Consider the following 23,280-nt stretch of genomic DNA (forward strand, 5'->3'; position numbering starts at 1 on the left):
GAAAGTGCTCATGACTGATCCGGTCTATCGTCGCGTCGTGATCAAGCTGTCCGGCGAGTATCTCGCGGGGCAGCAGGGTTTTGGCATCGATCAGCCGACCCTCGACCGGGTTGCGGACGATCTGATCGCCGCCCGCCAGCTCGGCACCGAGGTTGCGGTGGTGATCGGCGGCGGCAACATCGTGCGCGGCGTCGAAGTGTCCTCGCAAGGGGTGTCGCGCACCACCGGCGACACCATGGGCATGCTCGCCACCATGATGAACTGCCTCGCGCTGGAGGCGACGATCGAGCGCAAGGGCACACCGGCACGTACGCTGTCGGCCTTCGTCATGCCCGAGATCTCCGAGCTGTTCACCCGCACCGCGGCGCACAAATACCTCGCCGAGGGCCGGATCGTGCTGCTCGGGGGCGGAACCGGCAATCCGTTCTTCACCACCGATACGACCGCGGTGCTGCGGGCCGCCGAGATCGGAGCCGAGGCTGTGCTGAAGGCAACCAATGTCGACGGCGTCTACTCGGCCGACCCCAAAAAGGATCCGACCGCCACGCGATTCGACCGGCTGACGCATTCGCAGGCGATCGAGGGCGGCTACAAGGTGATGGATGCGACCGCCTTCGCGCTTGCCCGCGAGACGTTGCTGCCTATCATCGTATTCTCGATCGCGGAGCCGGGTTCGATCGGCGCTGTGCTGCGTGGCGGCGGCCACGGAACCGTCGTCGCCGGCTGACGCCTCGTCGGTCGCGCCTGAGGGGCGCGGAGTGGGTCGCCGGGATTTTGAAGGAGAAACGTGATGGCCACGGGTAATTTCGACCTCAACGAAGTGAAGCGTCGCATGCAGGGCGCCGTCCAGGCCCTCAAGCACGAGCTTGGCGGCCTGCGCACGGGGCGCGCGTCGGCCTCGATGCTCGACCCGGTGCAGGTCGAGGCTTACGGCAGCCACATGCCGCTCAACCAGCTTGCCACCGTCAGCGTGCCGGAGCCGCGGCTGATCTCGGTGCAGGTCTGGGACAAGTCGATGGTCAAGCCGGTCGAGAAGGCGATAGTCGATTCCAATCTCGGCCTGTCGCCCGCGACCGAAGGCCAGGTGCTGCGCCTTCGCATCCCCGAGCTCAACGAGGAGCGTCGCAAGGAGCTCGTCAAGGTCGCGCACAAATACGCGGAAGCGGCCAAGGTCGCCGCGCGTCACGTCCGCCGCGACGGCCTCGACGTCCTCAAGAAGCTCGAGAAGAATCACGAGATGTCGGAAGACGATCAGAAGCGTCACGCCGACGAGGTGCAGAAGGCGACCGACGGCACCATCTCCGAGATCGACCAGTTGCTGGCTGCCAAGGAAAAAGAAATCCTCACCGTCTAAAGCGCGATCATCGCGCTTTAGGTTATTGTTCGCGCATGATCTTTCGGAAAACCGCTTCGCACTTGTCCGGATCATGCTTTAGGGCCGCCTTCATGTCCAACGCCGCCGCGCCAGCAACCGAAGGACCAGACCGGTCCGACGCGCCTGCGCATGTCGCCATCATCATGGATGGCAACGGGCGTTGGGCCGCCGCGCGCGGCCTGCCGCGGGCCGAAGGGCATCGCCGCGGTGTCGAGGCGCTGCGCCGGGTGGTGCGTGCCTCGCACGAGCTCGGCATCCGCTATCTCACCATCTTCTCCTTCTCTTCGGAGAACTGGTCGCGCCCGGCGAGCGAGATCGGCGATCTGTTTGGTCTCCTGCGTCGCTTCATCCGCAACGATCTCGCGAGCCTGCACCGCGACGGCGTCAAGGTCCGCATCATCGGCGAGCGCGACGGACTCGACAGCGACATTTGTGCACTCCTCAACGAGGCCGAGGAGCTGACGCGCGACAACACGCGCCTGACGCTGGTCGTCGCCTTCAATTACGGTTCGCGGCAGGAAATCGCGAAAGCCGCGCAGAAGCTCGCGCGAGAAGTCGCAGACGGCAAGCGCGCCCCTGAAACGATCGACGCCGAGACGATCGGGGCTCATCTCGATGCGCCCGACATCCCCGATCCCGATCTCATCATCCGCACCAGCGGCGAGCAGCGGCTGTCCAACTTCCTGATGTGGCAGGCCGCCTACAGCGAGCTGGTCTTCGTGCCGATCCACTGGCCCGATTTCGACAAGGCGGCGCTGGAAGGCGCGATCGCCGAATTCGCCAGACGCGAGCGCCGTTTCGGCGGTCTGGTCGCGAAAAACGCCTCGTGAGCGAACCCGACGCCGCATCAGCGGGCGAGAAGCCTGCCCCGAGCAATCTCGTGATGCGAGTCCTCGCAGCGCTGGTGCTGGCGCCGCTCGCTATTGCACTCGCTTATGCCGGCGGCTGGCTGTGGGCGCTTCTCGTCACCCTGGTGTCGATCGGGCTGTTCGCGGAATGGCTGATGGTGGTGGGCGCGGGGTCTGCTGCACTGACCGGGGCAGGGACGATCGTCATTGCCATGATGGGGGCCTGCGTCGCCTTCGGCGCGCTCAAGACCGCGATCATCACCGGCCTCATCGGCGGCGCAATCGTGACGCTGATCGCGCGGGCCAAGTTCATCTGGGCGGCCACCGGCTTCGCCTACGCATCGGCGGCGCTGCTGGCCTCGATCCTGGTGCGGCAGGATCTCGTCAACGGGTTCGCCGCGCTGATGTTCGTGCTGCTCGTGGTGTGGGCGACCGATATCGGCGGCTATTTCGCCGGACGCAGCATTGGCGGACCGAAACTATGGCCGCGCGTGAGCCCGAAGAAGACCTGGTCCGGGGCGCTCGGCGGCTTTGCGGCGAGCCTTTTGGTTGCGGCCGGCTTTGCGGCGTGCGGGATCGGAAAGGCGGTTCCACTGCTGCTCGTCAGCGCCATCCTGTCGGTGGTATCGCAGGCGGGCGATCTGTTCGAATCCGCGGTGAAGCGGCGCTTCGGCGTCAAGGATTCCAGTCACTTGATTCCCGGCCATGGCGGGCTACTGGACCGTCTGGACGGTTTTGTTGCCGCCATCCTGATGGCATGGATTATCGGCTTTCTCCGCCATGGTGTGCATAGCGCCGGAAGCGGTCTTATGGTTTGGTGAGGATATGAGCGCGGTCCCATTGCGTAACAACAAGGCTGCGGCGTCGACCGTCCGCAGTGTCACGGTTCTCGGCGCCACCGGCTCGATCGGCGACAGCACGATGGATCTGCTGCGCGCCTCTCCCGAGCGCTATCGCGTCGAAGCCTTGACGGCGAACGGCAATGTCGAAGCGCTGGCCAAGCTCGCCAAGGAGTTTTCCGCGCGCTACGTCGCGATCGCCGACACGTCCAAGTTCGCCGAGCTCAAGGCTGCGCTCGCGGGAACGAGCACGGAATGCGGCGCGGGCGAAAGCGCTGTGATCGAAGCCGGCGCGCGTCCGGCCGATTGGGTGATGGCCGCCGTAAGCGGCGCCGCCGGACTGAAGCCGGCCCTGGCCGCGGTCGATCGCGGCGCGCATGTCGCGCTCGCCAACAAGGAATGTCTCGTCTGCGCCGGCGACTTCTTCATGCAGCGCGCGGCGAAAGCGGGCGCCTGCATCCTGCCGGCCGATTCCGAGCACAATGCGCTGTTCCAGGCGCTCGGCTCAGGCAACCGCGACGAACTCGTCCGCGTCATCATCACCGCCTCGGGTGGGCCGTTCCGGACCTGGAAGCCCGCCGACATCGAGCAGGCGACCCTCGAGCAGGCCCTGAAGCATCCGAACTGGAGCATGGGCCAGAAGATCACGATCGATTCCGCCTCGATGATGAACAAGGGCCTCGAGGTGATCGAGGCGTCCTATCTGTTCGCGCTCTCGCCCGACGAGATCGACGTCCTCGTGCATCCGCAGTCGATCATCCACGGCATGGTCGAGTTCTCCGACCGTTCGGTGGTGGCCCAGCTCGGTTCTCCCGACATGCGCACGCCGATCGCGCACTGCCTCGGCTGGCCCGATCGCATCAAGGGGCCGGCGGCCAAGCTCGATCTGGCCAAGATCGGCCAGCTGACCTTCGAGGCGCCGGACTTCGAGCGCTTCCCTGGGCTTCGGCTGGCCTTCGATTCGCTCCGGACCGGGAAAGGGGGCGACCACCGTCTACAACGCCGCCAACGAGGTTGCGGTCGCCGCGTTCATCGCCGGCAAGATCCGGTTCGGCGCGATCGCGCGGCTGGTCGAGGCGACGTTGGACGACTGGATTCGCGGCGGGAACCAGGCTCCCCTGACGTCCGCTGACGATGCAATCTCTGTTGACCATGTTGCGCGAAATAGAGCTGCCGCCCTATTGCCTCAAATTGCCTTAAAGGCATCCTAGATGGCACGGGGCCAGGGCCTTGCGGCGCTGGATGAGGGAATTCGATGATCGACTTTTTCGTCCATAGTTTCAATACGTTGAGCCATGGGCTCCTCGGCTACGCGGTTCCCTTCCTGTTCGTCCTGACGATCGTCGTGTTCTTCCATGAGCTCGGCCATTTCCTGGTCGCGCGCTGGGCAGGCGTTCGGGTGCTGACCTTCTCGCTCGGTTTCGGACCGGAGCTCGTCGGCTTCAACGACCGCCATGGCACCCGCTGGAAGATCTCGGCGATCCCGCTCGGCGGCTACGTCAAGTTTTTCGGCGACGAGAGCGAGGCTTCGACCCCGTCGGCCGAGACACTTGCGGCCATGACGGCCGAGGAGCGCGCCGGTAGCTTCCATCACAAGAAGGTCGGCCCGCGCGCCGCCATCGTCGCGGCCGGACCGATCGCCAATTTCATCCTGGGCGCGCTGATCTTCGCCGCCATGGCGCTCTATTACGGAAAGCCGAGCACGATCGCCCGCGTCGACGGCGTGGTCGCCGACGGCGCTGCGGCCACGGCCGGTTTCAAGATCGGCGACGTCGTCGTGCAGATCGACGGCAAGCCGATCGAGAGCTTTGCCGACATGCAGCGAATCGTTGCGATGAATGCCGGTTCGGCACTTGCCTTCCAGGTCAAGCGGGACGGCGCCATCGTCTCCCTGACCGCGACGCCGGCGCTGCTCGAGCGCAAGGATCCCTTTGGCAACAGCCACCGCCTCGGCGTGCTCGGCGTCGAGCACAAGTCCCAGGCCGGCGAGGCCTCGACCACGCCGGTCGGCGTCGGCGAAGCGCTCAAGATCGGTGTCGAGCAGGTCTGGTTCATCATCACCAGCACCTTCAAGTTCCTTGGCTCGCTGTTTGTCGGACAAGGCAATCCCAACGAGGTCAGCGGCGTGCTCGGCATCGCCAAGATGTCGGGGCAGGCGGCCAGCGCCGGGTTCCAGTTCGTGATCAATCTGTGCGCGGTGCTGTCGGTGTCGATCGGGCTGTTGAACCTGTTCCCGATCCCGCTGCTCGATGGCGGTCACCTGATGTTCTACGCGGCGGAGGTGGTCCGGGGCCGACCCCTGTCCGAGCGGACTCAGGAGATGGGGTTCCGAATCGGGCTCGGTTTGGTGCTGATGCTGATGGTGTTTGCCACCTATAACGACATCTTGCGGATGGCAGCTTCCTGATACGGGCTTTTTTGTGGCGTTGCTCATGAGCAACGTCTTGGAATGAAATTGAAATTACGGTGTCAGCGGCCGTTTGCGACATCGGGGAAATTGGCTACAAGCGGCTTCGAACTTGGGGAATCTCCCGGACCGGCGTTGGGGTTGGGTCTGGTACTGATAAGGGCGCGTTGCGCAATGAAGTTTGGACTGCGACTCCGGGGGGGCTTGCTCGCATCCCTGATCTTGTTCGGCGCGCCGGTGCTTGCCCCGGTTGGGGCTGGTTTTGTGTCTTCGTCTGCGCTTGCTCAGACCGTCCAGTCGATTTCCGTCGAAGGAAATCGCCGTGTCGAGGTGGAGACGATCCGCTCCTATTTCAAGCCGGGCCCGGGTGGCCGCCTGGATCAGGGCGCCATCGATGACGGCCTGAAGGCCCTGATCGAGACCGGCCTGTTCCAGGACGTGCGAATCAATCGCGGTTCCGGTGGCCAGATCATCGTCTCCGTGGTGGAAAACCCGGTGATCGGCCGCATCGCGTTCGAAGGTAATAAGAAGGTCAAGGACGAGCAGCTCACCGCTGAAGTCCAGTCCAAGGCGCGCGGCACCTTCTCCCGCGCCATGGTGCAGTCCGACACCCTGCGAATCGCCGAAATCTACCGCCGCTCGGGTCGCTATGACGTCCGCGTCACGCCCGAGATCATCGAGCAGCCGAACAACCGCGTCGACCTGATCTTCACGGTCGAGGAGGGCGCCAAGACCGGCGTCAAGTCGATCGAGTTCGTCGGCAATAACGCGTTCTCGTCCTACCGCCTGCGCGACGTCATCAAGACGCACGAATCGAACCTGCTGAGCTTCCTCGCCAGCAACGACCTCTACGATCCCGATCGCGTCGAGGCCGACCGTGACCTGATTCGCCGTTTCTATCTCAAGAACGGTTTCGCCGACGTCCAGGTGGTCGCCGCGCTCACCGAATACGATCCGGAGAAGAAGGGCTTCAACGTCACCTTCAAGATCGAGGAAGGCTCGCAGTACCGCGTCGGCACCGTCGACTTCCGCTCCTCCATTCCGAACTTCGATCCGACCACGATGCGCAACTATTCGCGCGTCAATGTCGGCGCGCTCTACAACGTCGAATCGGTCGAGAAGTCGGTCGAGGAAATGCAGATCGAGGCGTCGCGTCGCGGCTATGCCTTCGCCGTGGTCCGTCCCGGCGGCGACCGCAATTTCGAGGCGCACACCGTCGCCGTCGTGTTCAACATCGACGAGGGCCCGCGCACCTATATCGAGCGCATCAACGTCCGCGGCAACACCCGCACGCGCGACTACGTGATCCGCCGCGAGTTCGACATCTCCGAGGGCGATGCCTACAACCGCGCGCTGGTCGACCGTGCCGAGCGCCGCCTGAAGAACCTCGACTACTTCAAGAGCGTGAAGATCACGACGGAGCCGGGCTCCTCCAGCGACCGCGTGGTCCTGATCGTCGATCTCGAAGAGAAATCGACCGGCGACTTCTCGGTCTCGGGCGGCTACTCCACGACCGACGGCGCGCTCGCCGAAGTCTCGATCTCCGAGCGCAATTTGCTCGGCCGCGGCCTGTTCGCCAAGGCGTCGGTGACCTACGGCCAGTATGCGCGCGGCTATTCGCTGTCGTTCGTCGAGCCGTATCTGCTCGACTACCGCGTCGCGCTCGGTCTCGACCTCTATCAGCGTCAGCAGCTCTCCAACAGCTACATCTCCTACGGTACGAAGACGCTGGGCTTCAGCCCGCGCCTCGGCTTCAGCCTGCGTGAAGATCTGTCGCTCCAGCTGCGCTACTCGATCTACCAGCAGGAAATCACGCTGCCGTCCTACCTGGCGAACTGTAACAACGTCCTCGGTTCGTCGGCCTTCAACCCGAGCCCGGCCTTTGCCGCATCGCAAACGCCGCCGATCGATCTGACCTCGACCGGCGGTCTCGGCTGCTACTCCGACGGCGAAGCCTCGCTGCCGGTCCGCAAGGAGCTTGCCGGCGGCAAGACCCTGACCTCGGCGCTCGGCTACACGCTGACCTACAACACGCTGGACAACAACAAGAACCCCACCGACGGTCTGCTCGTCGACTTCCGTCAGGATTTCGCCGGCGTGGGCGGCGACGTCACCTACCTGAAGTCCGTCGTCGACGCGAAGTACTACGCTCCGCTGGTGTCCGACATCGTCGGCCTCGTTCACCTTCAGGGCGGCATGCTGAACAAGATCGGCAACAACGATATCCGCATGCTGGATCAGTTCCAGATGGGCCCGAACTTGGTCCGCGGCTTTGCTCCGAACGGCATCGGTCCGCGCGATTTGAATCCCTTTGGCACGCAAGACGCGCTTGGCGGTACCAAATATTGGGGCGCTTCGTTCGAATTGCAGATGCCGTTCTGGTTCCTGCCGAAGGAAGTGGGTCTGAAGGGCGCGGTCTACGCCGACGCCGGCGGCCTCTTCGACTATCAGGGCCCGACGACGTGGTCGCTGACCAACGAAATGACCACGACCAGGAACTCGAACTGTACGCCGTCGACCGTCAACCCGCCCTCGGCGGGAACCTGTACCGGCCTGGTGTATGACAACGGCAATGTCGTCCGTTCGTCGGTTGGTATTGGCCTGATCTGGCAGTCGCCGTTCGGTCCGCTGCGCTTCGACTACGCCGTGCCGCTCACCAAGGGCCAGTTCGATCGCGTGCAGCAGTTCAGGTTCGGCGGCGGCACCTCGTTCTAATTCGATCAGCAGGGCATGAGCCGGCCCCTTGTTGGGGCCGGTTTCCAAAAAGATCGTGCTCAATCCGTGAGATAAGGCATGATGCGGCCTGACCGCTTCATGCCGAAGCCGGACCGCGATGGGGTGGAATGGCGCAGCCGACCTTCTTCAAAAAGCCGCCGGCCTCGGCGCTGGCTGACATTGCCGCGCTGACCAAGGCGCAGCTCGTCGACCCTGCCAGGGGCGGTCACGTCATTACCGGTCTTGCTTCGCTCGACGAAGCCGGCCCGATGCATCTGGCGTTCTTCGACAACCTCAAATATGCCGACGAGCTCAAGGCGACCAAGGCCGGGGCCTGCTTGGTGAGTCCGCGCTTCGAGGCCCAGGTGCCCGCGCATGTGGCCGTGCTGCGGGTGGCGCAGCCGTTCCGCGCCTTTGTCGGGCTCGCCCGGGAATGGCACGGCGATGCGCTGCGCCCGCAGTCCTGGGTCGGTAATGACGGCATCGCCCCGTCGGCCATCATCGATCCCTCGGCCCGGCTGGAGGACGACGTCATCGTCGATCCCCTGACCGTCATCGGCCCTGACGTCGAGATCGGCAGTGGCACCGTGATCGGGGCCGGCGTGGTCATCGGTCCCGGCGTCAAGATCGGCCGGGACTGCAATGTCGGCGCCCGCACGGCCATCCAGTGCGCGCTGATCGGCAACAACGTGCTGATCCATCCCGGCTGCTCGATCGGCCAGGACGGCTATGGCTTCATCTTCTTCGGCCCCGAGGGCCATCTCAAGGTGCCCCAGACCGGCCGCGTGCTGATCCAGAACAATGTGGAAGTCGGCGCCGGCACCACCATCGATCGCGGCTCCCTGCGCGACACCGTGATCGGGGAGGGCACCAAAATCGACAACCAGGTCCAGATCGGCCACAATGTGACCATCGGTCGGAACTGCCTGCTGGCGGCCCAGATCGGGCTCGCAGGCAGCCTGACGATTGGCGACAACGTGGCGCTGGGAGCAAAGGTTGGCATCAACAATCACCTCAAGATCGGCGATGGGGCCCAGGTCACCGCGATGAGCGGCGTCAAGGACGACATCCCGCCGAACGGGCGCTGGGGCGGCTTTTTCGCCAAGCCGACCAAGCAGTGGTTCAAGGAAATTATCGCGGTGGAGCGCCTGGTACGCGACAGCAGGGCCGATCCGAAGAACGAGGGACGGGAATGACGGAGGAATCACCGATCAAATTCGAGCTGGTGGATATCAACGCGATCCTCCGGACTCTGCCGCACCGTTTCCCGATGCTGCTGATCGACCGTGTGATCAATATCCGCGCCGATTACAGCGGCATCGGCATCAAGAACGTCACCTTCAACGAGCCGGCCTTCCAGGGGCATTTCCCGGAGCGCCCGGTCTATCCCGGCGTGATGATGATCGAAGCGATGGCGCAGACCGCGGGCGTGATCGGCATCACCTCGGTCGAGGGCACCGAGAAGCCGCGCGCGGTGTATTTCCTCACCATCGACAAGTGCAAGTTCCGCAAGCCGGTGCTGCCCGGCGACACCATCGAATATCACATGCGTTCGATCGGCCGCCGCAAGGCGATGTGGTGGTTTCACGGCGACGCCAAGGTCAACGGACAGATCGTTGCTGAAGCCGACGTCGGGGCCATGCTGACGGACTGAGCGGCTCAGGCCAGCGGAAATGGATTATGCGCCGCAGCCGTAACGGCCGCCGGCGTCTCGCGTCCGATATTCCGGTTGAAGAACTGGCCCATGGACGGCGCGCCGAGCAGGCTGTCGACCGTCTCGGCCGCAACCCCGCAATAGCGGTCATATTGGCCGTCGATCGCGACGATGAGGTCCCGCCGCGCGCGGTCGTAGCAGACCCGCTGAAGCACTGTGCTGCGGGTGATGTCGCGGCACTCGAACGTCCCGAGATCGACGAAGCGGCGTTCGCCGGTCTCGACCGTCTCGGAGACGATCGGGGCAGCTACGAGCTGTGCAAGCAGAACTGCCAGGGCCCTGACCACGATGACTTCAAGCTCCACATGAAGGCGTTGAAGGGCTAGAGCATGATCCGGAAAAGTCTGCAGCGGTTTTCCGAAAGGATCATGCTCAAACAATAGCCTGAAGCGCGACGACGATTCATCCCAATCTCATCGGGCTTTAAGACGGCCGGCTCATCCGGTGCCTGAAACAGGCCGAGATGATACGTCACTGGACAGATCGGGCATAGTCGCGCTAACCACCGGAAAACCGAGCGACTTCAACACATAATCAGACCTTCTTGATGAGTCAGATTGCTTGATGAGTAAGATTGATCCCACCGCACGGGTCGAGGACGGCGCCGTGATCGGCGAGGGTACCGAGATCGGACCCTTCTGCATCATCGGTCCGAATGCCGTGATCGGCGCTAACTGCAAGCTGATCGGACAGGTCACGGTCATCGGCCACACCTCGGTCGGCGACGGCTGCGTGATCTCGCCCTTCGCGGTGCTGGGCGGCGCGCCCCAGGATCTCAGCTACAAGGGCGAGCCGACCAGGCTGGAGGTCGGTTCCGGCTGCACCATCCGCGAAGGCGCGACGATGAATGTCGGCACCATCAAGGGCGGCGGGCTGACGCGCGTCGGCAACGGCGGCTACTTCATGAACAACAGCCATGTCGGCCATGACTGCATGGTCGGCAACAGCGTGATCTTCGCGACCTCGGCGACGCTCGGCGGCCACTGCGAGATCGGCGATTTCGTCTATATCGGCGGCCTGTCGGCGGTGCATCAACTCACGCGCATCGGCCCGCAGGTGATGGTCGGCGGCCTCTCGGGCGTGCGCGACGACATCATTCCGTTCGGCCTCGCCAACGGCCAGTATGCGGCGCTGGAAGGCCTCAATCTCATCGGGATGAAGCGGCGGCAGTTCACCAAGCAGCGGCGCGCGACCGTGCAATCGTTCTACCAAAAACTCTTCCACGGCCCCGGCACGTTCGCCGAGCGGCTCGCGGCGGCCCAGCCGCTCGCGGGCGAAGACCCCGCGATTGCCGAGATCCTCGACTTCATCGGCAAGCGCAAGCATCGCCCGATCTGTCTTCCCGCCATCGAGAAGTGATTTCGGGATGGCCGCGGGCATGACATCGGCGGCTTCGGAGATTTCGTCGCCGGTCGGCGTCGTCGCCGGCGGCGGCGCCATGCCGTTCGCAGTCGCCGATTCGCTTGCCGCGCGCGGCATCACGCCGGTGCTGTTCCCGCTGCGCGGTGCCTGCGATCCGACGCGGGTGGAGCAATTCCGCCATCGCTGGATCTCGGTCGGCCAGCTCGGCCGCGCCATGCGGCTGTTCCGCGAGGAGGGCTGCCGCGATCTGATCTTCATCGGCACATTGGTGCGGCCCGCGCTGTCCGAAATAAGGTTCGACGTCACGACACTGCGCCTGCTCGGCAACGTCATCCGTGCCTTCCGCGGCGGCGACGATCATCTATTGTCCGGGGTCGGGCGCATTCTCGAGCAGGGCGGCTTTCGCATGGTCGGCATCAAGGATGTTGCGCCGGATCTGCTGATGCCCGAGGGCTGCATCAGCCGCGCCTGGCCGAACGACAACAGCAAGGCCGACATCGAGCGCGGCCGCGCGGTGCTGACCGCGCTCGGCCCGTTCGACATCGGCCAGGCCGCGGTCGTGATCGACGGCCATGTAGTGGCGATCGAGGATATCGAGGGCACCGACGCGCTGCTCTCGCGCGTGGCACGCCTGCGCGAGGAAGGTCGCATCCGCGCTGCGACAGGACGCGGGGTGCTGGTGAAGGTGCCGAAGAGCGGGCAGGATTTGCGCTTCGACCTGCCGACGATCGGCCCGCGTACCCTCGAGGGCGTCGCCCGCGCTGGACTGGCCGGCATCGCCGTCGTCGCCGGCAACACCATCGCCGCCGAGCCGCAGGCGATGATCTCGCTCGCCGACGCCAAATATCTCTTCGTCATCGGCCTGACGGCATGATGCAGAGCCGCGATCCCAAGCGGAAGATCTTCCTGATCGCGACGGAGGAATCCGGCGACCGGCTCGGCAGCGCCTTGATGAAAGTGTTGCGCCAGCGGCTCGGCGACGGCGTGCAGTTCGTGGGTGTCGGCGGCCGGACCATGGCGCGCGAGGGGCTCGAGACGCTGTTTCCGATCGAGGAGCTCTCGATCGTCGGCTTTGCCGCAGTGGTGCAGCAATTGCCGAAGATATTGCGGCTGATCCGCCAGACCGTGGATGCCGTGCTGGAGGCTGCGCCCGACGCGCTCGTCATCATCGACAGCCCCGATTTCACCCATCGCGTTGCCCGCCGCGTGCGTGCGAAGAATTCCGCGATCCCAGTCGTCGACTATGTCTCGCCGCAGCTCTGGGCCTGGCGGCCGGGACGGGCGCGGACCATGCTCGGCTACGTCGATCATGTGCTTGGCCTGTTGCCGTTCGAGCCGGAGGAATACCGCAAGCTGAGCGGACCGCCATGCAGCTATGTCGGCCATCCCCTGATCGAGCAATTGCCGTTGCTGCGGCCAAACGCGGAGGAGCAGCGGCGCCGCGATGCCGAGCCGCCGGTTCTTCTGGTGCTGCCCGGCAGCCGCCGCAGCGAGATCAGGCACCATCTTGACGTGTTTGGCGCGACGCTCGGACGGCTCCAGGCCGAAGGCCGCGCCTTCGAACTGAAGCTGCCAACCATGCCGCATCTCGAAGCCACCATCCGCGAAGGCACCGCGAGCTGGCCGGTCAAGCCGCAAATCGTGGTCGGCGAAACCGAGAGGCGCGCCGCGTTCCGAACCGCGCGCGCGGCACTGGCCAAATCCGGCACTGTGACGCTGGAACTTGCGCTGTCCGGCATTCCGATGGTGACGGCCTATCGCGTCGGCGCGATCGAAGCCTTCATCCTGCGCCGCGCGATCCGCGTCTCCTCGGTGATCCTCGCCAATCTCGTGATCGGCGAGGATGTCATTCCGGAGTTCTTGCAGGAGGACTGCGTATCGGAGAAGCTGGCGCCGGCACTGTCGGAGCTGCTCACGGACACGCCGCTGCGCAAACGACAGGTTGAGGCCTTCGCACGGCTCGACACCATCATGTCCACCGGCAACAAATCGCCGAGCGTACTCGCTGCCGACATCGTGCTCGCGACGATGCGCAAGGGCAGGCGGTAACAGACGGCTTCACAGGGTGGGCAAAGCGAAAGCGCGCCCACCATTTCTTTCTCGGTTGCGGAGAGGTGGTGGGCACGCTGCGCTTTGCCCACCCTACGGTCCTAGGCGAGGCCGCCATCGACGCGAAAACACTGGCTGGTGATACGCTGGCTCTCGTCCGATGCGAGAAACAGCGCCATGCTGGCGATGTCCTCCGGCGTCACCGCATCGGGAACGGCCTGGCGGGTGCGCAGCTCGGAGATCTTCTGCTCATCCGGAAACCAGAGCCGGCGCTGGCGCTCGGTGATCACCATGCCGGGCGCGATCGCGTTGACGCGAATGCGGTCGGGGCCGACTGACCTGGCCAGCGAGTTGGTGAAGCCGACGATCGCCGCCTTCGCCGCGGCATAGACCGGCAGCGCCGGCGCGCCGCGGATCCACGCCACCGACGACATGTTGATGATCGAGCCGCCGCCGCGCGCCTGCATCTGCGGCACCACCGCCTGGGCCGCAAAGAAGACGTGCTTGAGATTGACGCCGATCGTCCAGTCGAATTCGGCCGGCGTCACCTCGGCCAGCACCTGACGCTGGTCGTTGGCGGCATTGTTGACGAGGACTGCGGCATCGCCGAGCGATCCGTGCACCCGCGCCATCGCAGCGCGCAAGGCGCCGATGTCGAGGAGGTCGCAGGGCACAAACAGAGGCGTGGAGCCGGATGTGGCCGCGACGTCCCGCACCAGCGCTTCGCCGGCGCTCGCATCAATGTCGAGGAAGGCGACACGGGCGCCCAGGGTCGCGAAGGCGCGTACGAAGACGGCACCGATGCCGCTGGCGCCACCGGTGATCAACACCACGCGGCCGGCAAGGCTGGGATAGATGGTCCGGGTCATGCGATCAGCCGCTCCGTTTCGGGATCGAACAGGCAAATGCGCCGCGTGTCGAGCGCAAAGGTGGCGGTCGCGCCGGGCGCCGGACGGATATCCGGGGTGATGCGCGCCAGTGCAGTCTCGCCGCCGAGACGCAGCAGCACGATTGTCTCGGCGCCGGTCGGCTCGATCATCTCGACCGGCGCGTCGACGAGGACGGGCGCCTCGCCGGAAAAGACGCGGCTGGCCTCGGCGATGCATTCCGGCCTGATCCCGACGACCACCTCGCGGCCGAGATAAGATGTTGCCGCGTCGTGTCCATGCAGGCGCAGACGAACCTCGTCGGGTCGCCCCGCGCCGATTACGGCCACAGGTCCGCCGCTATCGGCCTCGAGCCGCCCCGGCATGGTGTTCATCGGCGGCGAACCCATGAAGCGGGCGACGAACAGATTGGCCGGATAGCGGTACACGGTGTCCGGATCGGCGAACTGCTGCACCACGCCCCGATGCATCACGGCGATTCGCGTTGCCATCGTCATCGCCTCGATCTGATCGTGGGTGACATAGACGATGGTGGCGCCGATGCGCTGGTGCAGCCGCTTGATCTCCATCCGCATCTCGACGCGCAACTTCGCATCGAGGTTGGAGAGCGGCTCGTCGAACAGGAAGAGCAGGGGATCGCGCACCAGCGCCCGGCCCATCGCCACGCGCTGGCGCTGGCCGCCGGACAGCTGCGACGGCTTGCGGCCGAGCAGGGGCTCGATCTGAAGGAGGCGCGCCACATTCGCCAGCGCCTTCTCCTGCTCCGCCTTCGGAACGTGACGGCATTCCATGCCGAAGGTGATGTTCTGGCGCACCGTCATCGACGGATAGAGCGCGTAGGACTGGAACACCATGGCGATGTCACGATCCTTGGGCGGGACGTCGTTGACGACGCGTCCGCCGATCTCGATCGTTCCGTCACTCGGACGATCGAGCCCGGCGACGATGTTGAGCAGGGTGGACTTGCCACAGCCGGATGGCCCGACCAGCACGGTGAACTCGCCGCTCTCGATGTCGAGGTTGATCCCCTTCAGCACCTCCAGATTGGCGTAGCGCTTGGACAGGGTGCGAATGCTCAGTGCTGCCATGACGACCCCATCATTTCACTGCGCCGGCGGTCAGGCCGCGCACGAAGTACCGTCCGCCGAGGAGATAGATCAGCAAAGTGGGCAGCGCCGCGATGATCACCGCGGCGCTCTGCACGCCATGCTGCGGAATGTCCGCAATTGCGGCAGAGAGCGCGATGAGCGCGGCCGTGACGGGCTGCTGCTGGCCGGTGGTGAATGTCACGCCATAGAGGAACTCGTTCCAGATATGCGTGAATTGCCAGATCACGGTGACGATCAGAATAGGAGCCGAGAGCGGCAGGATGATGCGCCAGAAAATACGAAAGAACCCGGCGCCATCGATGCGTGCGGCCCTGATCAACTCGTGTGGAATGGCGACATAGTAGTTTCGGCAGAACAGTGTGGTGAAGGAGAGCCCCTGGATCGTGTGAATCAGCACGAGGCCCGTCAGCGTGTTGATGAGACCGGTGTCCCGCAGCACGATGGTCCAGGGAAGCAGGCGCATCTGCTGGGGAAGGAAGAGGCCGAGGGTCACGATGCCGTAGATCCAGTTATCGCCACGAAAGCGCCAGAGCGACACGGCGTAACCGGCGACAGCGCCGAGCAGGGTCGAGAAAATCGTCGCCGGGATGGTGACGAGCGCGGAGTTCAGCATGTACGGCCGGATGCCGGCGCAGGTCTCGGCGACGCAGAAACCGCTCCAGGCCTTGGCGTAGTTGCTCCAGGCCAAATGTTGCGGCCAGCCGATCATCGAACCCTGCGCGATCTCCTCGTTGGTGCGGAGAGAGTTCAGGACGACAACAACGAGTGGCGCGAGATAGGCCGCAGCGAACAATATCACGACGAGATAGATCAGAATTCGGCTGGGTGCGAAGCTGCGGTCACGCATGAGTGGCCTGCCTTCGCTGGACATAACGCCACGCCGCATAGGGTAGCAGCACCGCGAGTAGAATGAGCAGCATGAGCACCGCCGCCGCGGCACCCCGGCCGAGCTGGCTGCGCTGGAACATGAGGTCGTAGACGACAAGGGCCGGCAGCTGGGTCGCGATCCCCGGCCCGCCATTGGTGAGCGCACGGACGAGGTCGAAGGCTGAAATCGCGAATTGCAACTGGACGACGACGACGGTGATGGTGATCGGCCAGAGCGTCGGCAGAATGACCCGCCAATAGGTTCGGACCGGTCCGGCGCCGTCGATCTGGGCGGCCTTGATGATGTCGGAATCGACGGACCGAAGGCCGGCGAGGAAGAGCGCCATGGCGAAGCCGGAGGATTGCCAGATCGCAGCAATCACGATCGTCCAGATCGCCATGTCGCGGTCGATCAGCCAGTCGAACCGGAAGGAGGTCCAGCCGAGGTCATGGACGAGCTTCTGGATCCCGATGCCGGGATTGAGTAGCCAGCTCCAGACCGTGCCGGTGACGACGAACGACACCGCAAGCGGATACAGGAAGATGGATCGCAGCACATTCTCGCCGCGAATGCGCTGATCGAGCAGGATCGCCAGCATAAGGCCGGTGATCAAGCTCAGCAGCACGAAAGCACTGCCAAACAGCAGCAGATTGTCGAAGGCGATCTGCCAGTTCCGCGATGCCAGGACCGCGTTGTAGTTGCGCAAACCCACCCAGCCCGTAACAGGAACAAGCGTGGAGGGCGTGAACGAAATCCAGATCGTCCACAGCGAAAACGAAATGAGATGCGCAGCCGACAACAGCAGTGGCACCCAGATCATTAGGTATTCGGGCAGCCGGCGCACGACATCAGACGTCGCCGGCCGCGTTGCTGTGGAGACGGTGTCGGTCAACGCGAACCCTCGACGGCCTCGGCGAGGCGGGTGACCGCCTGCTCCGGCGTGATCGTCTTGTTCTTCACATACTCGGTGAGCACGTCGATCATCGCGGCCGTCAGGCCGTTCTCCTGCGCCATGTTGTGCGCAAGACTCAGGACGGCCTGGTTGTTGGCGACAGCGTCCTTGAGCGCGGCTGCGGTCCGCCGTTGACCGTCCGACCAGCCCTCACCGGAGAGGTCGACATCGGTGCGCACCGGGATCGATCCCGTGATCTGCGAGTACATGGTCTGGATCGCCGGATCCATGACGAGCTGGGCCATCAACGTCTGACCGGCCTGGAGGTCGGGCTCCTTGCGCTGCCAGAAAATGAAGGCGTCGGCATTCAACAGGAAGACCGGCTTGCCATTGTCGCTCGGGCCCGGCGTGATCATGAAGTCGTCGAACTTGAAACCGGCGTTGCGCAACACGCCCTGCGCCCACCCGCCCATGATCATCATGCCCATGTCGCCGTCGACGAAGCGCTTCAAATTGGTGGCGTAGGGTTGGGCGCCGACGTTGGGGTCCATCCAGTTGGCGATCTTGCGGACCTGGACGAAGGCAGCCTTGATCTCGGGGCCCTCCAGGGCCTTCTTGTCGAGATTCATGATGGCCGCACGGTATGCCGTGGGACTGATGCCGGCCAACGAGGCCTCGAATTTCTGCCCGTCATCGGGGCGGGTGCCGCCGTTGGCGATGGGGTAGGTGATGCCTCCAGCCTTCATCTTGTCGGCGAGATCGTTGAAGTCGGCCCAGGTGACCGGGACCTTGTCGGCCTTGGCCTTGTCCATCGCGCGCTTGGAGAGAAACAGCATGTTGGTGCTGTAGATCTGCAACGGCAGCGCAATCCACTTGCCGCCCGGCTTGTGCAATTTTGCGAGGTCCGGAGCGACAACCTTTTCGTAGCCGGCGGCCGCGACGAGGGCGTCGAGATCGACGGTCGGGGCGATCTTCGACCAGGCCGCAATCTCGGGGCCCTTCAGCTGCGAGCAGGCCGGCGGATCGCCGGCGATAATCTGAGCGCGCAGCTTGTTCATCATCTCGGTGGTGAAGCCGGGGACGGGCGAGTGCTGCCAGACGCCGCCTTTCTCCTCGAATTTCTTGCCGAGTGCGGTGATCGCCGCGCCATCGCTGCCTGCGGACCATTGCGAGATCGCGGTGAGGCGCGGCTTGGCCGCGCCTTGCGCGCGGGCGAATGCCGGTAATGCGAGTGCGGCCGCAGATCCAGCGAGCAGACGGCGTCTTGTTGTCGTGATCGGCATGGCAGTTCCTCCCGGTGTGAACTTTCTTGGCGCGTTGAGCCACGCGGCTCAGGGCATGTCAGGCGGCCTCCGTGGAAGCCGCGGGCATCCCGCCGCGGCTGGCGAGACAAAAGGCGGCGAAGGCGAGAGCTGCTTGCGGATCGTTGCCGTTCGAGGGCGGCACGAAGGCGAGCGACACCTGCGCGAGTTTCCGCCCGCCGAGGAGGCAGGCGTCGATCCCATCGACCACCGCTTTCCGATCCTCTTCCGAGAGAAGCGACGGCCAGCCGCTGATCGCGACGCCGTTGCACGGCTTCACGTTCAGCGTGTTGCCGATCGAAAGGCCCAGCCGGAACAGGCGCTGGCGCAACTCCTGGCGCATTCTCGACGAGCGCGGGATCGTGCTCACCCATTCGCCGCCGAGCTGGAGCAATTCGGCCTCGGTTACGCCGAGGAGCTCGGCGAGGGCCGGAAGCGACGTATAGGCCTCGACGCAGCCATGATGACCGCAGCGGCAGCGCGGCCCGTCGGCATTGAAAACCATATGGCCGAGCTCAACCGGCTGCGGGGCATCGGCCTCCAGCGGATCGTCCATCCAGGCGCCGGCAACGCCCTGGCCGACGAAGACGAAGAGATGTGCGCCACTGAAGGGATAGTCCTGCGTACGGCAGCGGTGAAACGTGGCGTGTGCGACGACCGAATTGGTGAACTCGACCGGCACGCCGGCAAACATTCCGCCGAGCATGTCGCCGATGCGTTCGACGTCGCACGGAATGATCGGATTGCCCGCGGCGCTCAGGCGGCCGAGGCCGGGAATGGTGATGCCGATCTGCGCAAGACTGATGCGGCGGCGGCGCGTCCAGTCGCGCAGCAAGGTGAGGGCTTCGCGGAACACCCGGCCGACGGTCTCGACGGTCGGCTTCTTCAGCAACGGAACACGCTCGGTGTAGTGCATTTCGCCCGACATGCCGCCAACGCCCACGCTGAGCCACTGGCCGGTCAGCTCGAGGGCCGCAAGCGCCACGGAACCATCGAGCGACACGAGGCCTGTCGGACCGCCGACATAAGGGGCAGGGCGCCGGACTTCCTCGATCAGGCCTTCGGCTTTCAGGTCAAACAGGATGCGCGACAGGCTCGCCTCGGACAGCCGCACGGCCTTGGCCAGCGGCGGCCGGAACGAGCCGCCGGACTGGAGCAAGTGAGTCAAAATGGCAGCGCGCGTCTGCCGCCGACTTCTCGGCTGCTCCGGCATTTCCATCCCTGTCGTCATTCTTACTTAGTGTAAGAATTTGCGCGCGGAGCGTTTCGACTGTCAAGCGATTGCGGACGCGATGAGTCGACTTGTTGTTGTGCGTGGCAGCAAGATGAGGCGAAGAACCGGTCAGGCTTTCGGTGCGGTGCCTTCGGCCCACTCCGGTAATTCAGCCTTCGGGTCGTACCAGTTGGCGGCGTCCGATCGCCAGATGTGCACCTCGGGCCGTTCTGCGATCGGTGTGTCGAGGCAGCCCATCCGCAGCAGAACCGTGTTCCTGCCCTCGCGCGAGGCGACGATGTGCGATCCGCATTGCGAGCAGAAATAGCGGGTTTTGCCGGGCGAGGATTCGAAGCCGCGCAGCAAATCTTCGCCCTTGGTCCAGCGGAAGCGGTCGCGCGGGACGTTGGTGACGGTGGAGAAGGCCGATCCGTGCGTCTTCCGGCAGGTCTGGCAATGGCAGTGCATGATGGTGCCCGGGGTCGCATCGACCTCGTAGGCAACGCCTCCGCAGAGGCAGCTTCCGCTCAGCATCAGGTTCTCCATATCGTAGGGTGGGCAAAGCGCAGCGTGCCCACCGTTTCTGGCTCGGTCTCGGAGAGGTGGTGGGCACGCTGCGCTTTGCCCACCCTACGGCGTCCTCCAAAACAAAAACGGCGCCATCGCAGGATGGCGCCGTTTCCAAAAGCCGCAATGGCGGATCTTACTTGCGATCCTTGATCGCGACGTAGTCGCGGCGGGTGACGCCGGTGTAGAGCTGGCGCGGACGGCCGATCTTCTGCTGCGGGTCCTCGATCATCTCGCTCCACTGGCTGATCCAGCCGACAGTGCGGGCGACCGCGAACAGCACGGTGAACATCGAGACCGGGAAGCCCATCGCCTTCAGCGTGATGCCCGAATAGAAGTCGACGTTCGGGTAGAGCTTGCGGTCGATGAAGTACTGGTCGCTGAGCGCGATCTTCTCGAGCTCGAGCGCCACCTTCAGCATCGGATCGTCGCCATGGCCAGTCTCCTTGAGAACGGCATGACACATCTTCTGCATGATCTTGGCGCGCGGATCGTAGTTCTTGTAGACGCGGTGTCCGAAGCCCATCAGGCGGACTTCGCTGTTCTTGTCCTTCACCTTGGCGATGAATTCCGGAATCTTGTCGACCGAGCCGATCTCGGCGAGCATCGCGAGCGCGGCTTCGTTGGCGCCGCCATGCGCCGGGCCCCAGAGGCAGGCGATGCCGGCGGCGATGCAGGCGAACGGGTTGGCGCCGGAGGAGCCGGCGATGCGCACCGTCGAGGTCGAGGCGTTCTGCTCGTGGTCGGCGTGCAGGATGAAGATCTTGTCCAGCGCGTCAGCGAGCACCGGATTGATCTTGTACTCCTCGCACGGCACGGCGAAGCACATGTGCAGGAAGTTCTCGGCGAACTTCAGCGAGTTCTTCGGATACACGAAGGGCTGGCCGATCGTGTATTTGTAGGCCATGGCCGCCAGCGTCGGGATCTTGGCGATCATGCGCATCGACGCGATCATGCGCTGCTTCGGATCGTTGATGTCGGTGGAGTCGTGGTAGAACGCGGCGAGCGCGCCGACGGAGGCCACCATCACCGCCATCGGATGGGCGTCGCGGCGGAAGCCCTGGAAGAAGCGGGCCATCTGCTCGTGCACCATCGTGTGATGGATCACGCGGTCGTCGAAATCCTTCTTCTGCGCGGCGGTCGGCAGGTTCCCGTAGAGCAGGAGATAGCAGGTCTCGAGGAAGTCGCCGTTCTCGGCGAGCTGCTCGATCGGATAGCCGCGGTATTCCAGCACGCCCGCGTCACCGTCGATATAGGTGATCTTGGACTCGCAGCTTGCGGTCGAGGTGAAGCCGGGATCGTAGGTGAACAGCCCGGACTGGGCGTAGAGCTTGCCGATATCGACGACATCAGGCCCGACGCTGCCGCTGTGGATCGGGAGATCGTAGTTCTTGTTTCCGACCGTCAGCGTGGCGGTCTTATTGCTTGCTTTTGCGTCCATCAGAGGTCCCCGATGTGTGGTGAAACGGGCCGGACCCGGAAGGCCCCAATGACTTGGTGGGGCAGGCCGGATATTCCAGAAGGTACGGGTGAGATGGGTATATTATTGCTGTGTGCGCTGCAAGATCGCCGCACGCATGGTCGACTTACGTCGTAGCCTGGTCCTTGGCCTAGTCCTTGGCCTGGTCCTTAAGCCGGCCCAGGCTTTCCTGGCGTCCCAGCACGTCCAAAACCTCAAATATACCAGGCGATGTCGACCGTCCCGTCAGCGCCGCCCGCAGCGGCTGGGCGACGGCGCCGAGCTTGAGACTATTTTCCTCGGCAAAGGCGCGCAGCGCGGCCTCCGCATTCGCCGCACTCCACGTCTCGACTTTCTCCAGCGCGGAATGAAGCTGGCCGATTAGCTTGCGGTTCTCGGGCGTCAGCAGCGCTGCCGCCTTGGGATCGAGCTCCAGCGGCCGGTCGGCGAAGATGAAACAGGCGCTGTCGATCAACTCGATCAGCGTCTTGGCGCGCTCCTTCAGGGCCGGCATGGCCTTGAGAAGCTGCGCCCGCGTCGCGTCGTTTAACTTGGCCTTAAGCTCGTTGCGGCTGGGCACGACGTGGTCGAGCACATCCTCGAACATCTTCACGAGTGATTGATCGTCGGCGTGGCGGATGTAGTGGCCGTTGAGGTTTTCGAGCTTGGCGAAATCGAAGCGGGCGGCGGCGCGGCCGACGCTGGCGAGGTCGAACGCGGCGATCATCTCCTCGGTCGAAAAGATCTCCTGGTCGCCATGGCTCCAGCCGAGCCGGACGAGATAATTGCGGAGCGCGGCCGGGAGGTACCCCATGGCGCGGTAAGCATCGACGCCGAGCGCGCCGTGGCGCTTCGACAGTTTCGAGCCGTCCGGGCCATGGATCAGGGGGATGTGAGACATGCTCGGCAGCGCCCAGCCCATGGCGTCGTAGATCTGCTTCTGGCGGGCGGCGTTGATCAAATGGTCGTCGCCGCGGATGACATGGGTGACGCCCATGTCGTGGTCATCCACGACCACTGCGAGCATGTAGGTCGGATTGCCATCGCCGCGCAGCAGGACGAGGTCGTCGAGGTTCTCGTTCTGCCAGACCACACGGCCCTGGACCTGGTCCTCGATCACGGTCTCGCCGGTCTGCGGCGCGCGCAGGCGGATGGTGGGCTTGACGTCGGAAGGCGCTGTTGCCGGGTCACGGTCGCGCCATAGGCCGTCATAGAGGCGGGTGCGGCCCTCGCTGCGCGCCTTCTCGCGCATGGCGGTGAGCTCCTCTGCGGTCGCGTAGCAGCGATAGGCCTTGCCGTCGGCGAGCAGCTGCTCGGCGACCTCGCGGTGACGCGCGGCGCGGCTGAACTGGTAGATGACGTCGCCATCCCAGCCGAGCTCCAGCCATTTGAGGCCGTCGAGGATGGCGCCGATCGCAGCCTCTGTGGAGCGCTCCCGGTCGGTGTCCTCGATCCGGAGCAGCATCTTGCCGCCGTGCTTCTTCGCATAGAGCCAGTTGAACAGCGCCGTGCGGGCGCCCCCGATATGGAGGAAGCCGGTCGGCGAGGGAGCAAAGCGGGTGACGACGGAATCGGTCATTCTTGGCAGGGCCTATGCATTGGAGGCGGTGGTATATAACAGGACCGGAGCATAACTAAAGCCCGGCAGTGGACCGCTAAGCTCTTGGCTCAGCCA

20 protein-coding genes and 2 pseudogenes are annotated in these 23,280 nt (G+C 64.5%); 12 read left to right on the forward strand and 10 right to left on the reverse strand.

What is annotated here, in order from left to right; genetic code table 11:
* The first annotated feature begins 10 nt into the window (after nt 1-10).
* The 9 genes and pseudogenes from pyrH (at nt 11) to fabZ (ending at nt 9,838) form a co-directional block, all read left to right on the forward strand.
* Complete coding sequence (pyrH, locus tag ACVJ5M_RS22890; RefSeq protein WP_028151698.1) at nt 11-727, forward strand: UMP kinase; 717 nt, start codon at nt 11-13, stop codon at nt 725-727.
* Nucleotides 728-790: 63 nt separating this feature from the next.
* Nucleotides 791-1,354: a ribosome recycling factor gene (frr, locus tag ACVJ5M_RS22895; protein ID WP_014494937.1), complete on the forward strand. Its 564-nt coding sequence runs from the start codon at nt 791-793 to the stop codon at nt 1,352-1,354.
* Between the two features lie 92 nt (nt 1,355-1,446).
* Entirely contained in the window at nt 1,447-2,205 is a 759-nt protein-coding gene (locus ACVJ5M_RS22900; RefSeq protein WP_014494938.1) for an isoprenyl transferase, read from the forward strand.
* Nucleotides 2,202-3,044 carry a phosphatidate cytidylyltransferase gene (locus ACVJ5M_RS22905; protein ID WP_135213815.1) on the forward strand — a complete coding sequence of 281 codons (843 nt, stop codon included), beginning with the start codon at nt 2,202-2,204 and terminating at the stop codon, nt 3,042-3,044. The genes ACVJ5M_RS22900 and ACVJ5M_RS22905 overlap by 4 nt, the downstream gene beginning before the upstream one ends.
* 4 nt (nt 3,045-3,048) lie before the next feature.
* Nucleotides 3,049-4,273 (forward strand): annotated as a pseudogene (gene dxr, locus ACVJ5M_RS22910) (1-deoxy-D-xylulose-5-phosphate reductoisomerase).
* A 44-nt stretch (nt 4,274-4,317) separates the two neighbouring features.
* Nucleotides 4,318-5,469: an RIP metalloprotease RseP gene (gene rseP / locus ACVJ5M_RS22915; RefSeq protein WP_028151694.1), complete on the forward strand. Its 1,152-nt coding sequence runs from the start codon at nt 4,318-4,320 to the stop codon at nt 5,467-5,469.
* 174 nt (nt 5,470-5,643) lie between these two features.
* Complete coding sequence (gene bamA, locus ACVJ5M_RS22920) at nt 5,644-8,184, forward strand: outer membrane protein assembly factor BamA (protein ID WP_135213814.1); 2,541 nt, start codon at nt 5,644-5,646, stop codon at nt 8,182-8,184.
* A 128-nt stretch (nt 8,185-8,312) separates the two neighbouring features.
* Complete coding sequence (lpxD, locus tag ACVJ5M_RS22925; RefSeq protein ID WP_085404573.1) at nt 8,313-9,380, forward strand: UDP-3-O-(3-hydroxymyristoyl)glucosamine N-acyltransferase; 1,068 nt, start codon at nt 8,313-8,315, stop codon at nt 9,378-9,380.
* Entirely contained in the window at nt 9,377-9,838 is a 462-nt protein-coding gene (fabZ, locus tag ACVJ5M_RS22930) for a 3-hydroxyacyl-ACP dehydratase FabZ (protein ID WP_028151691.1), read from the forward strand. Before lpxD ends, fabZ begins: the two co-directional genes overlap by 4 nt.
* A 24-nt stretch (nt 9,839-9,862) precedes the next feature.
* On the opposite strand, the pseudogene ACVJ5M_RS22935 reads toward fabZ, so the two are convergent.
* A pseudogene (locus ACVJ5M_RS22935) lies at nt 9,863-10,185 on the reverse strand (KTSC domain-containing protein).
* 277 nt (nt 10,186-10,462) lie between these two features.
* On the opposite strand from ACVJ5M_RS22935, the gene lpxA reads away from it, so the two are divergent.
* From lpxA to lpxB, 3 genes are read left to right on the forward strand one after another with little or no spacing between them, the layout of a single operon-like run.
* Nucleotides 10,463-11,257 carry an acyl-ACP--UDP-N-acetylglucosamine O-acyltransferase gene (gene lpxA / locus ACVJ5M_RS22940; RefSeq protein WP_354097664.1) on the forward strand — a complete coding sequence of 265 codons (795 nt, stop codon included), beginning with the start codon at nt 10,463-10,465 and terminating at the stop codon, nt 11,255-11,257.
* 19 nt (nt 11,258-11,276) lie between these two features.
* On the forward strand, nt 11,277-12,134 hold the full coding sequence (locus ACVJ5M_RS22945; RefSeq protein ID WP_085404739.1) for an LpxI family protein: 858 nt from the start codon (nt 11,277-11,279) through the stop codon (nt 12,132-12,134).
* Nucleotides 12,131-13,309: a lipid-A-disaccharide synthase gene (gene lpxB, locus ACVJ5M_RS22950; protein WP_354097663.1), complete on the forward strand. Its 1,179-nt coding sequence runs from the start codon at nt 12,131-12,133 to the stop codon at nt 13,307-13,309. The genes ACVJ5M_RS22945 and lpxB overlap by 4 nt, the downstream gene beginning before the upstream one ends.
* A 101-nt stretch (nt 13,310-13,410) precedes the next feature.
* Here the strand turns inward: lpxB and ACVJ5M_RS22955 are convergent, their stop codons facing one another.
* The 9 genes from ACVJ5M_RS22955 to gltX form a co-directional block, all read right to left on the reverse strand.
* The gene (locus tag ACVJ5M_RS22955; RefSeq protein ID WP_354097662.1) at nt 13,411-14,178 is read right to left on the reverse strand and encodes an SDR family NAD(P)-dependent oxidoreductase; all 768 of its coding nucleotides are present in this window, start codon (nt 14,176-14,178) and stop codon (nt 13,411-13,413) included.
* Complete coding sequence (locus ACVJ5M_RS22960) at nt 14,175-15,284, reverse strand: ABC transporter ATP-binding protein (RefSeq protein ID WP_354097661.1); 1,110 nt, start codon at nt 15,282-15,284, stop codon at nt 14,175-14,177. Before ACVJ5M_RS22960 ends, ACVJ5M_RS22955 begins: the two co-directional genes overlap by 4 nt.
* 10 nt (nt 15,285-15,294) lie before the next feature.
* Nucleotides 15,295-16,152 (reverse strand): carbohydrate ABC transporter permease, encoded by an 858-nt coding sequence (locus tag ACVJ5M_RS22965; protein ID WP_354097660.1) that lies wholly within the window; start codon nt 16,150-16,152, stop codon nt 15,295-15,297.
* Nucleotides 16,145-17,065 (reverse strand): carbohydrate ABC transporter permease, encoded by a 921-nt coding sequence (locus ACVJ5M_RS22970; protein ID WP_071913477.1) that lies wholly within the window; start codon nt 17,063-17,065, stop codon nt 16,145-16,147. The genes ACVJ5M_RS22965 and ACVJ5M_RS22970 overlap by 8 nt, the downstream gene beginning before the upstream one ends.
* On the reverse strand, nt 17,062-18,348 hold the full coding sequence (locus ACVJ5M_RS22975) for an ABC transporter substrate-binding protein (protein ID WP_014494953.1): 1,287 nt from the start codon (nt 18,346-18,348) through the stop codon (nt 17,062-17,064). Before ACVJ5M_RS22975 ends, ACVJ5M_RS22970 begins: the two co-directional genes overlap by 4 nt.
* A 58-nt stretch (nt 18,349-18,406) precedes the next feature.
* A complete protein-coding gene (locus ACVJ5M_RS22980; RefSeq protein WP_354097724.1) occupies nt 18,407-19,585 on the reverse strand; it encodes an ROK family transcriptional regulator in 1,179 nt (392 codons plus the stop codon).
* Between the two features lie 123 nt (nt 19,586-19,708).
* Nucleotides 19,709-20,113 (reverse strand): GFA family protein, encoded by a 405-nt coding sequence (locus ACVJ5M_RS22985; RefSeq protein WP_354097658.1) that lies wholly within the window; start codon nt 20,111-20,113, stop codon nt 19,709-19,711.
* A 169-nt stretch (nt 20,114-20,282) separates the two neighbouring features.
* Nucleotides 20,283-21,587 carry a citrate synthase gene (gene gltA / locus ACVJ5M_RS22990; RefSeq protein WP_071913479.1) on the reverse strand — a complete coding sequence of 435 codons (1,305 nt, stop codon included), beginning with the start codon at nt 21,585-21,587 and terminating at the stop codon, nt 20,283-20,285.
* Nucleotides 21,588-21,756: 169 nt separating this feature from the next.
* Complete coding sequence (gltX, locus tag ACVJ5M_RS22995; RefSeq protein ID WP_354097657.1) at nt 21,757-23,184, reverse strand: glutamate--tRNA ligase; 1,428 nt, start codon at nt 23,182-23,184, stop codon at nt 21,757-21,759.
* Nucleotides 23,185-23,280: the final 96 nt, after the last annotated feature.

This window comes from Bradyrhizobium sp. S3.7.6 (assembly GCF_054061875.1).

What these genes read in the sequence shown, in the direction of transcription:
- gltX (WP_354097657.1), bottom strand. Translation starts at nt 23,184, where the DNA reads ATGACCGATTCCGTCGTCACCCGCTTTGCTCCCTCGCCGACCGGCTTC.
- rseP (WP_028151694.1), top strand. Translation starts at nt 4,318, where the DNA reads ATGATCGACTTTTTCGTCCATAGTTTCAATACGTTGAGCCATGGGCTC.
- lpxB (WP_354097663.1), top strand. Translation starts at nt 12,131, where the DNA reads ATGATGCAGAGCCGCGATCCCAAGCGGAAGATCTTCCTGATCGCGACG.
- gltA (WP_071913479.1), bottom strand. Translation starts at nt 21,587, where the DNA reads ATGGACGCAAAAGCAAGCAATAAGACCGCCACGCTGACGGTCGGAAAC.
- ACVJ5M_RS22960 (WP_354097661.1), bottom strand. Translation starts at nt 15,284, where the DNA reads ATGGCAGCACTGAGCATTCGCACCCTGTCCAAGCGCTACGCCAATCTG.
- ACVJ5M_RS22985 (WP_354097658.1), bottom strand. Translation starts at nt 20,113, where the DNA reads ATGCTGAGCGGAAGCTGCCTCTGCGGAGGCGTTGCCTACGAGGTCGAT.
- ACVJ5M_RS22900 (WP_014494938.1), top strand. Translation starts at nt 1,447, where the DNA reads ATGTCCAACGCCGCCGCGCCAGCAACCGAAGGACCAGACCGGTCCGAC.
- ACVJ5M_RS22965 (WP_354097660.1), bottom strand. Translation starts at nt 16,152, where the DNA reads ATGCGTGACCGCAGCTTCGCACCCAGCCGAATTCTGATCTATCTCGTC.
- pyrH (WP_028151698.1), top strand. Translation starts at nt 11, where the DNA reads ATGACTGATCCGGTCTATCGTCGCGTCGTGATCAAGCTGTCCGGCGAG.
- ACVJ5M_RS22975 (WP_014494953.1), bottom strand. Translation starts at nt 18,348, where the DNA reads ATGCCGATCACGACAACAAGACGCCGTCTGCTCGCTGGATCTGCGGCC.
- ACVJ5M_RS22945 (WP_085404739.1), top strand. Translation starts at nt 11,277, where the DNA reads ATGACATCGGCGGCTTCGGAGATTTCGTCGCCGGTCGGCGTCGTCGCC.
- lpxD (WP_085404573.1), top strand. Translation starts at nt 8,313, where the DNA reads ATGGCGCAGCCGACCTTCTTCAAAAAGCCGCCGGCCTCGGCGCTGGCT.
- lpxA (WP_354097664.1), top strand. Translation starts at nt 10,463, where the DNA reads ATGAGTAAGATTGATCCCACCGCACGGGTCGAGGACGGCGCCGTGATC.
- ACVJ5M_RS22955 (WP_354097662.1), bottom strand. Translation starts at nt 14,178, where the DNA reads ATGACCCGGACCATCTATCCCAGCCTTGCCGGCCGCGTGGTGTTGATC.
- frr (WP_014494937.1), top strand. Translation starts at nt 791, where the DNA reads ATGGCCACGGGTAATTTCGACCTCAACGAAGTGAAGCGTCGCATGCAG.
- ACVJ5M_RS22980 (WP_354097724.1), bottom strand. Translation starts at nt 19,585, where the DNA reads ATGGAAATGCCGGAGCAGCCGAGAAGTCGGCGGCAGACGCGCGCTGCC.
- fabZ (WP_028151691.1), top strand. Translation starts at nt 9,377, where the DNA reads ATGACGGAGGAATCACCGATCAAATTCGAGCTGGTGGATATCAACGCG.
- bamA (WP_135213814.1), top strand. Translation starts at nt 5,644, where the DNA reads ATGAAGTTTGGACTGCGACTCCGGGGGGGCTTGCTCGCATCCCTGATC.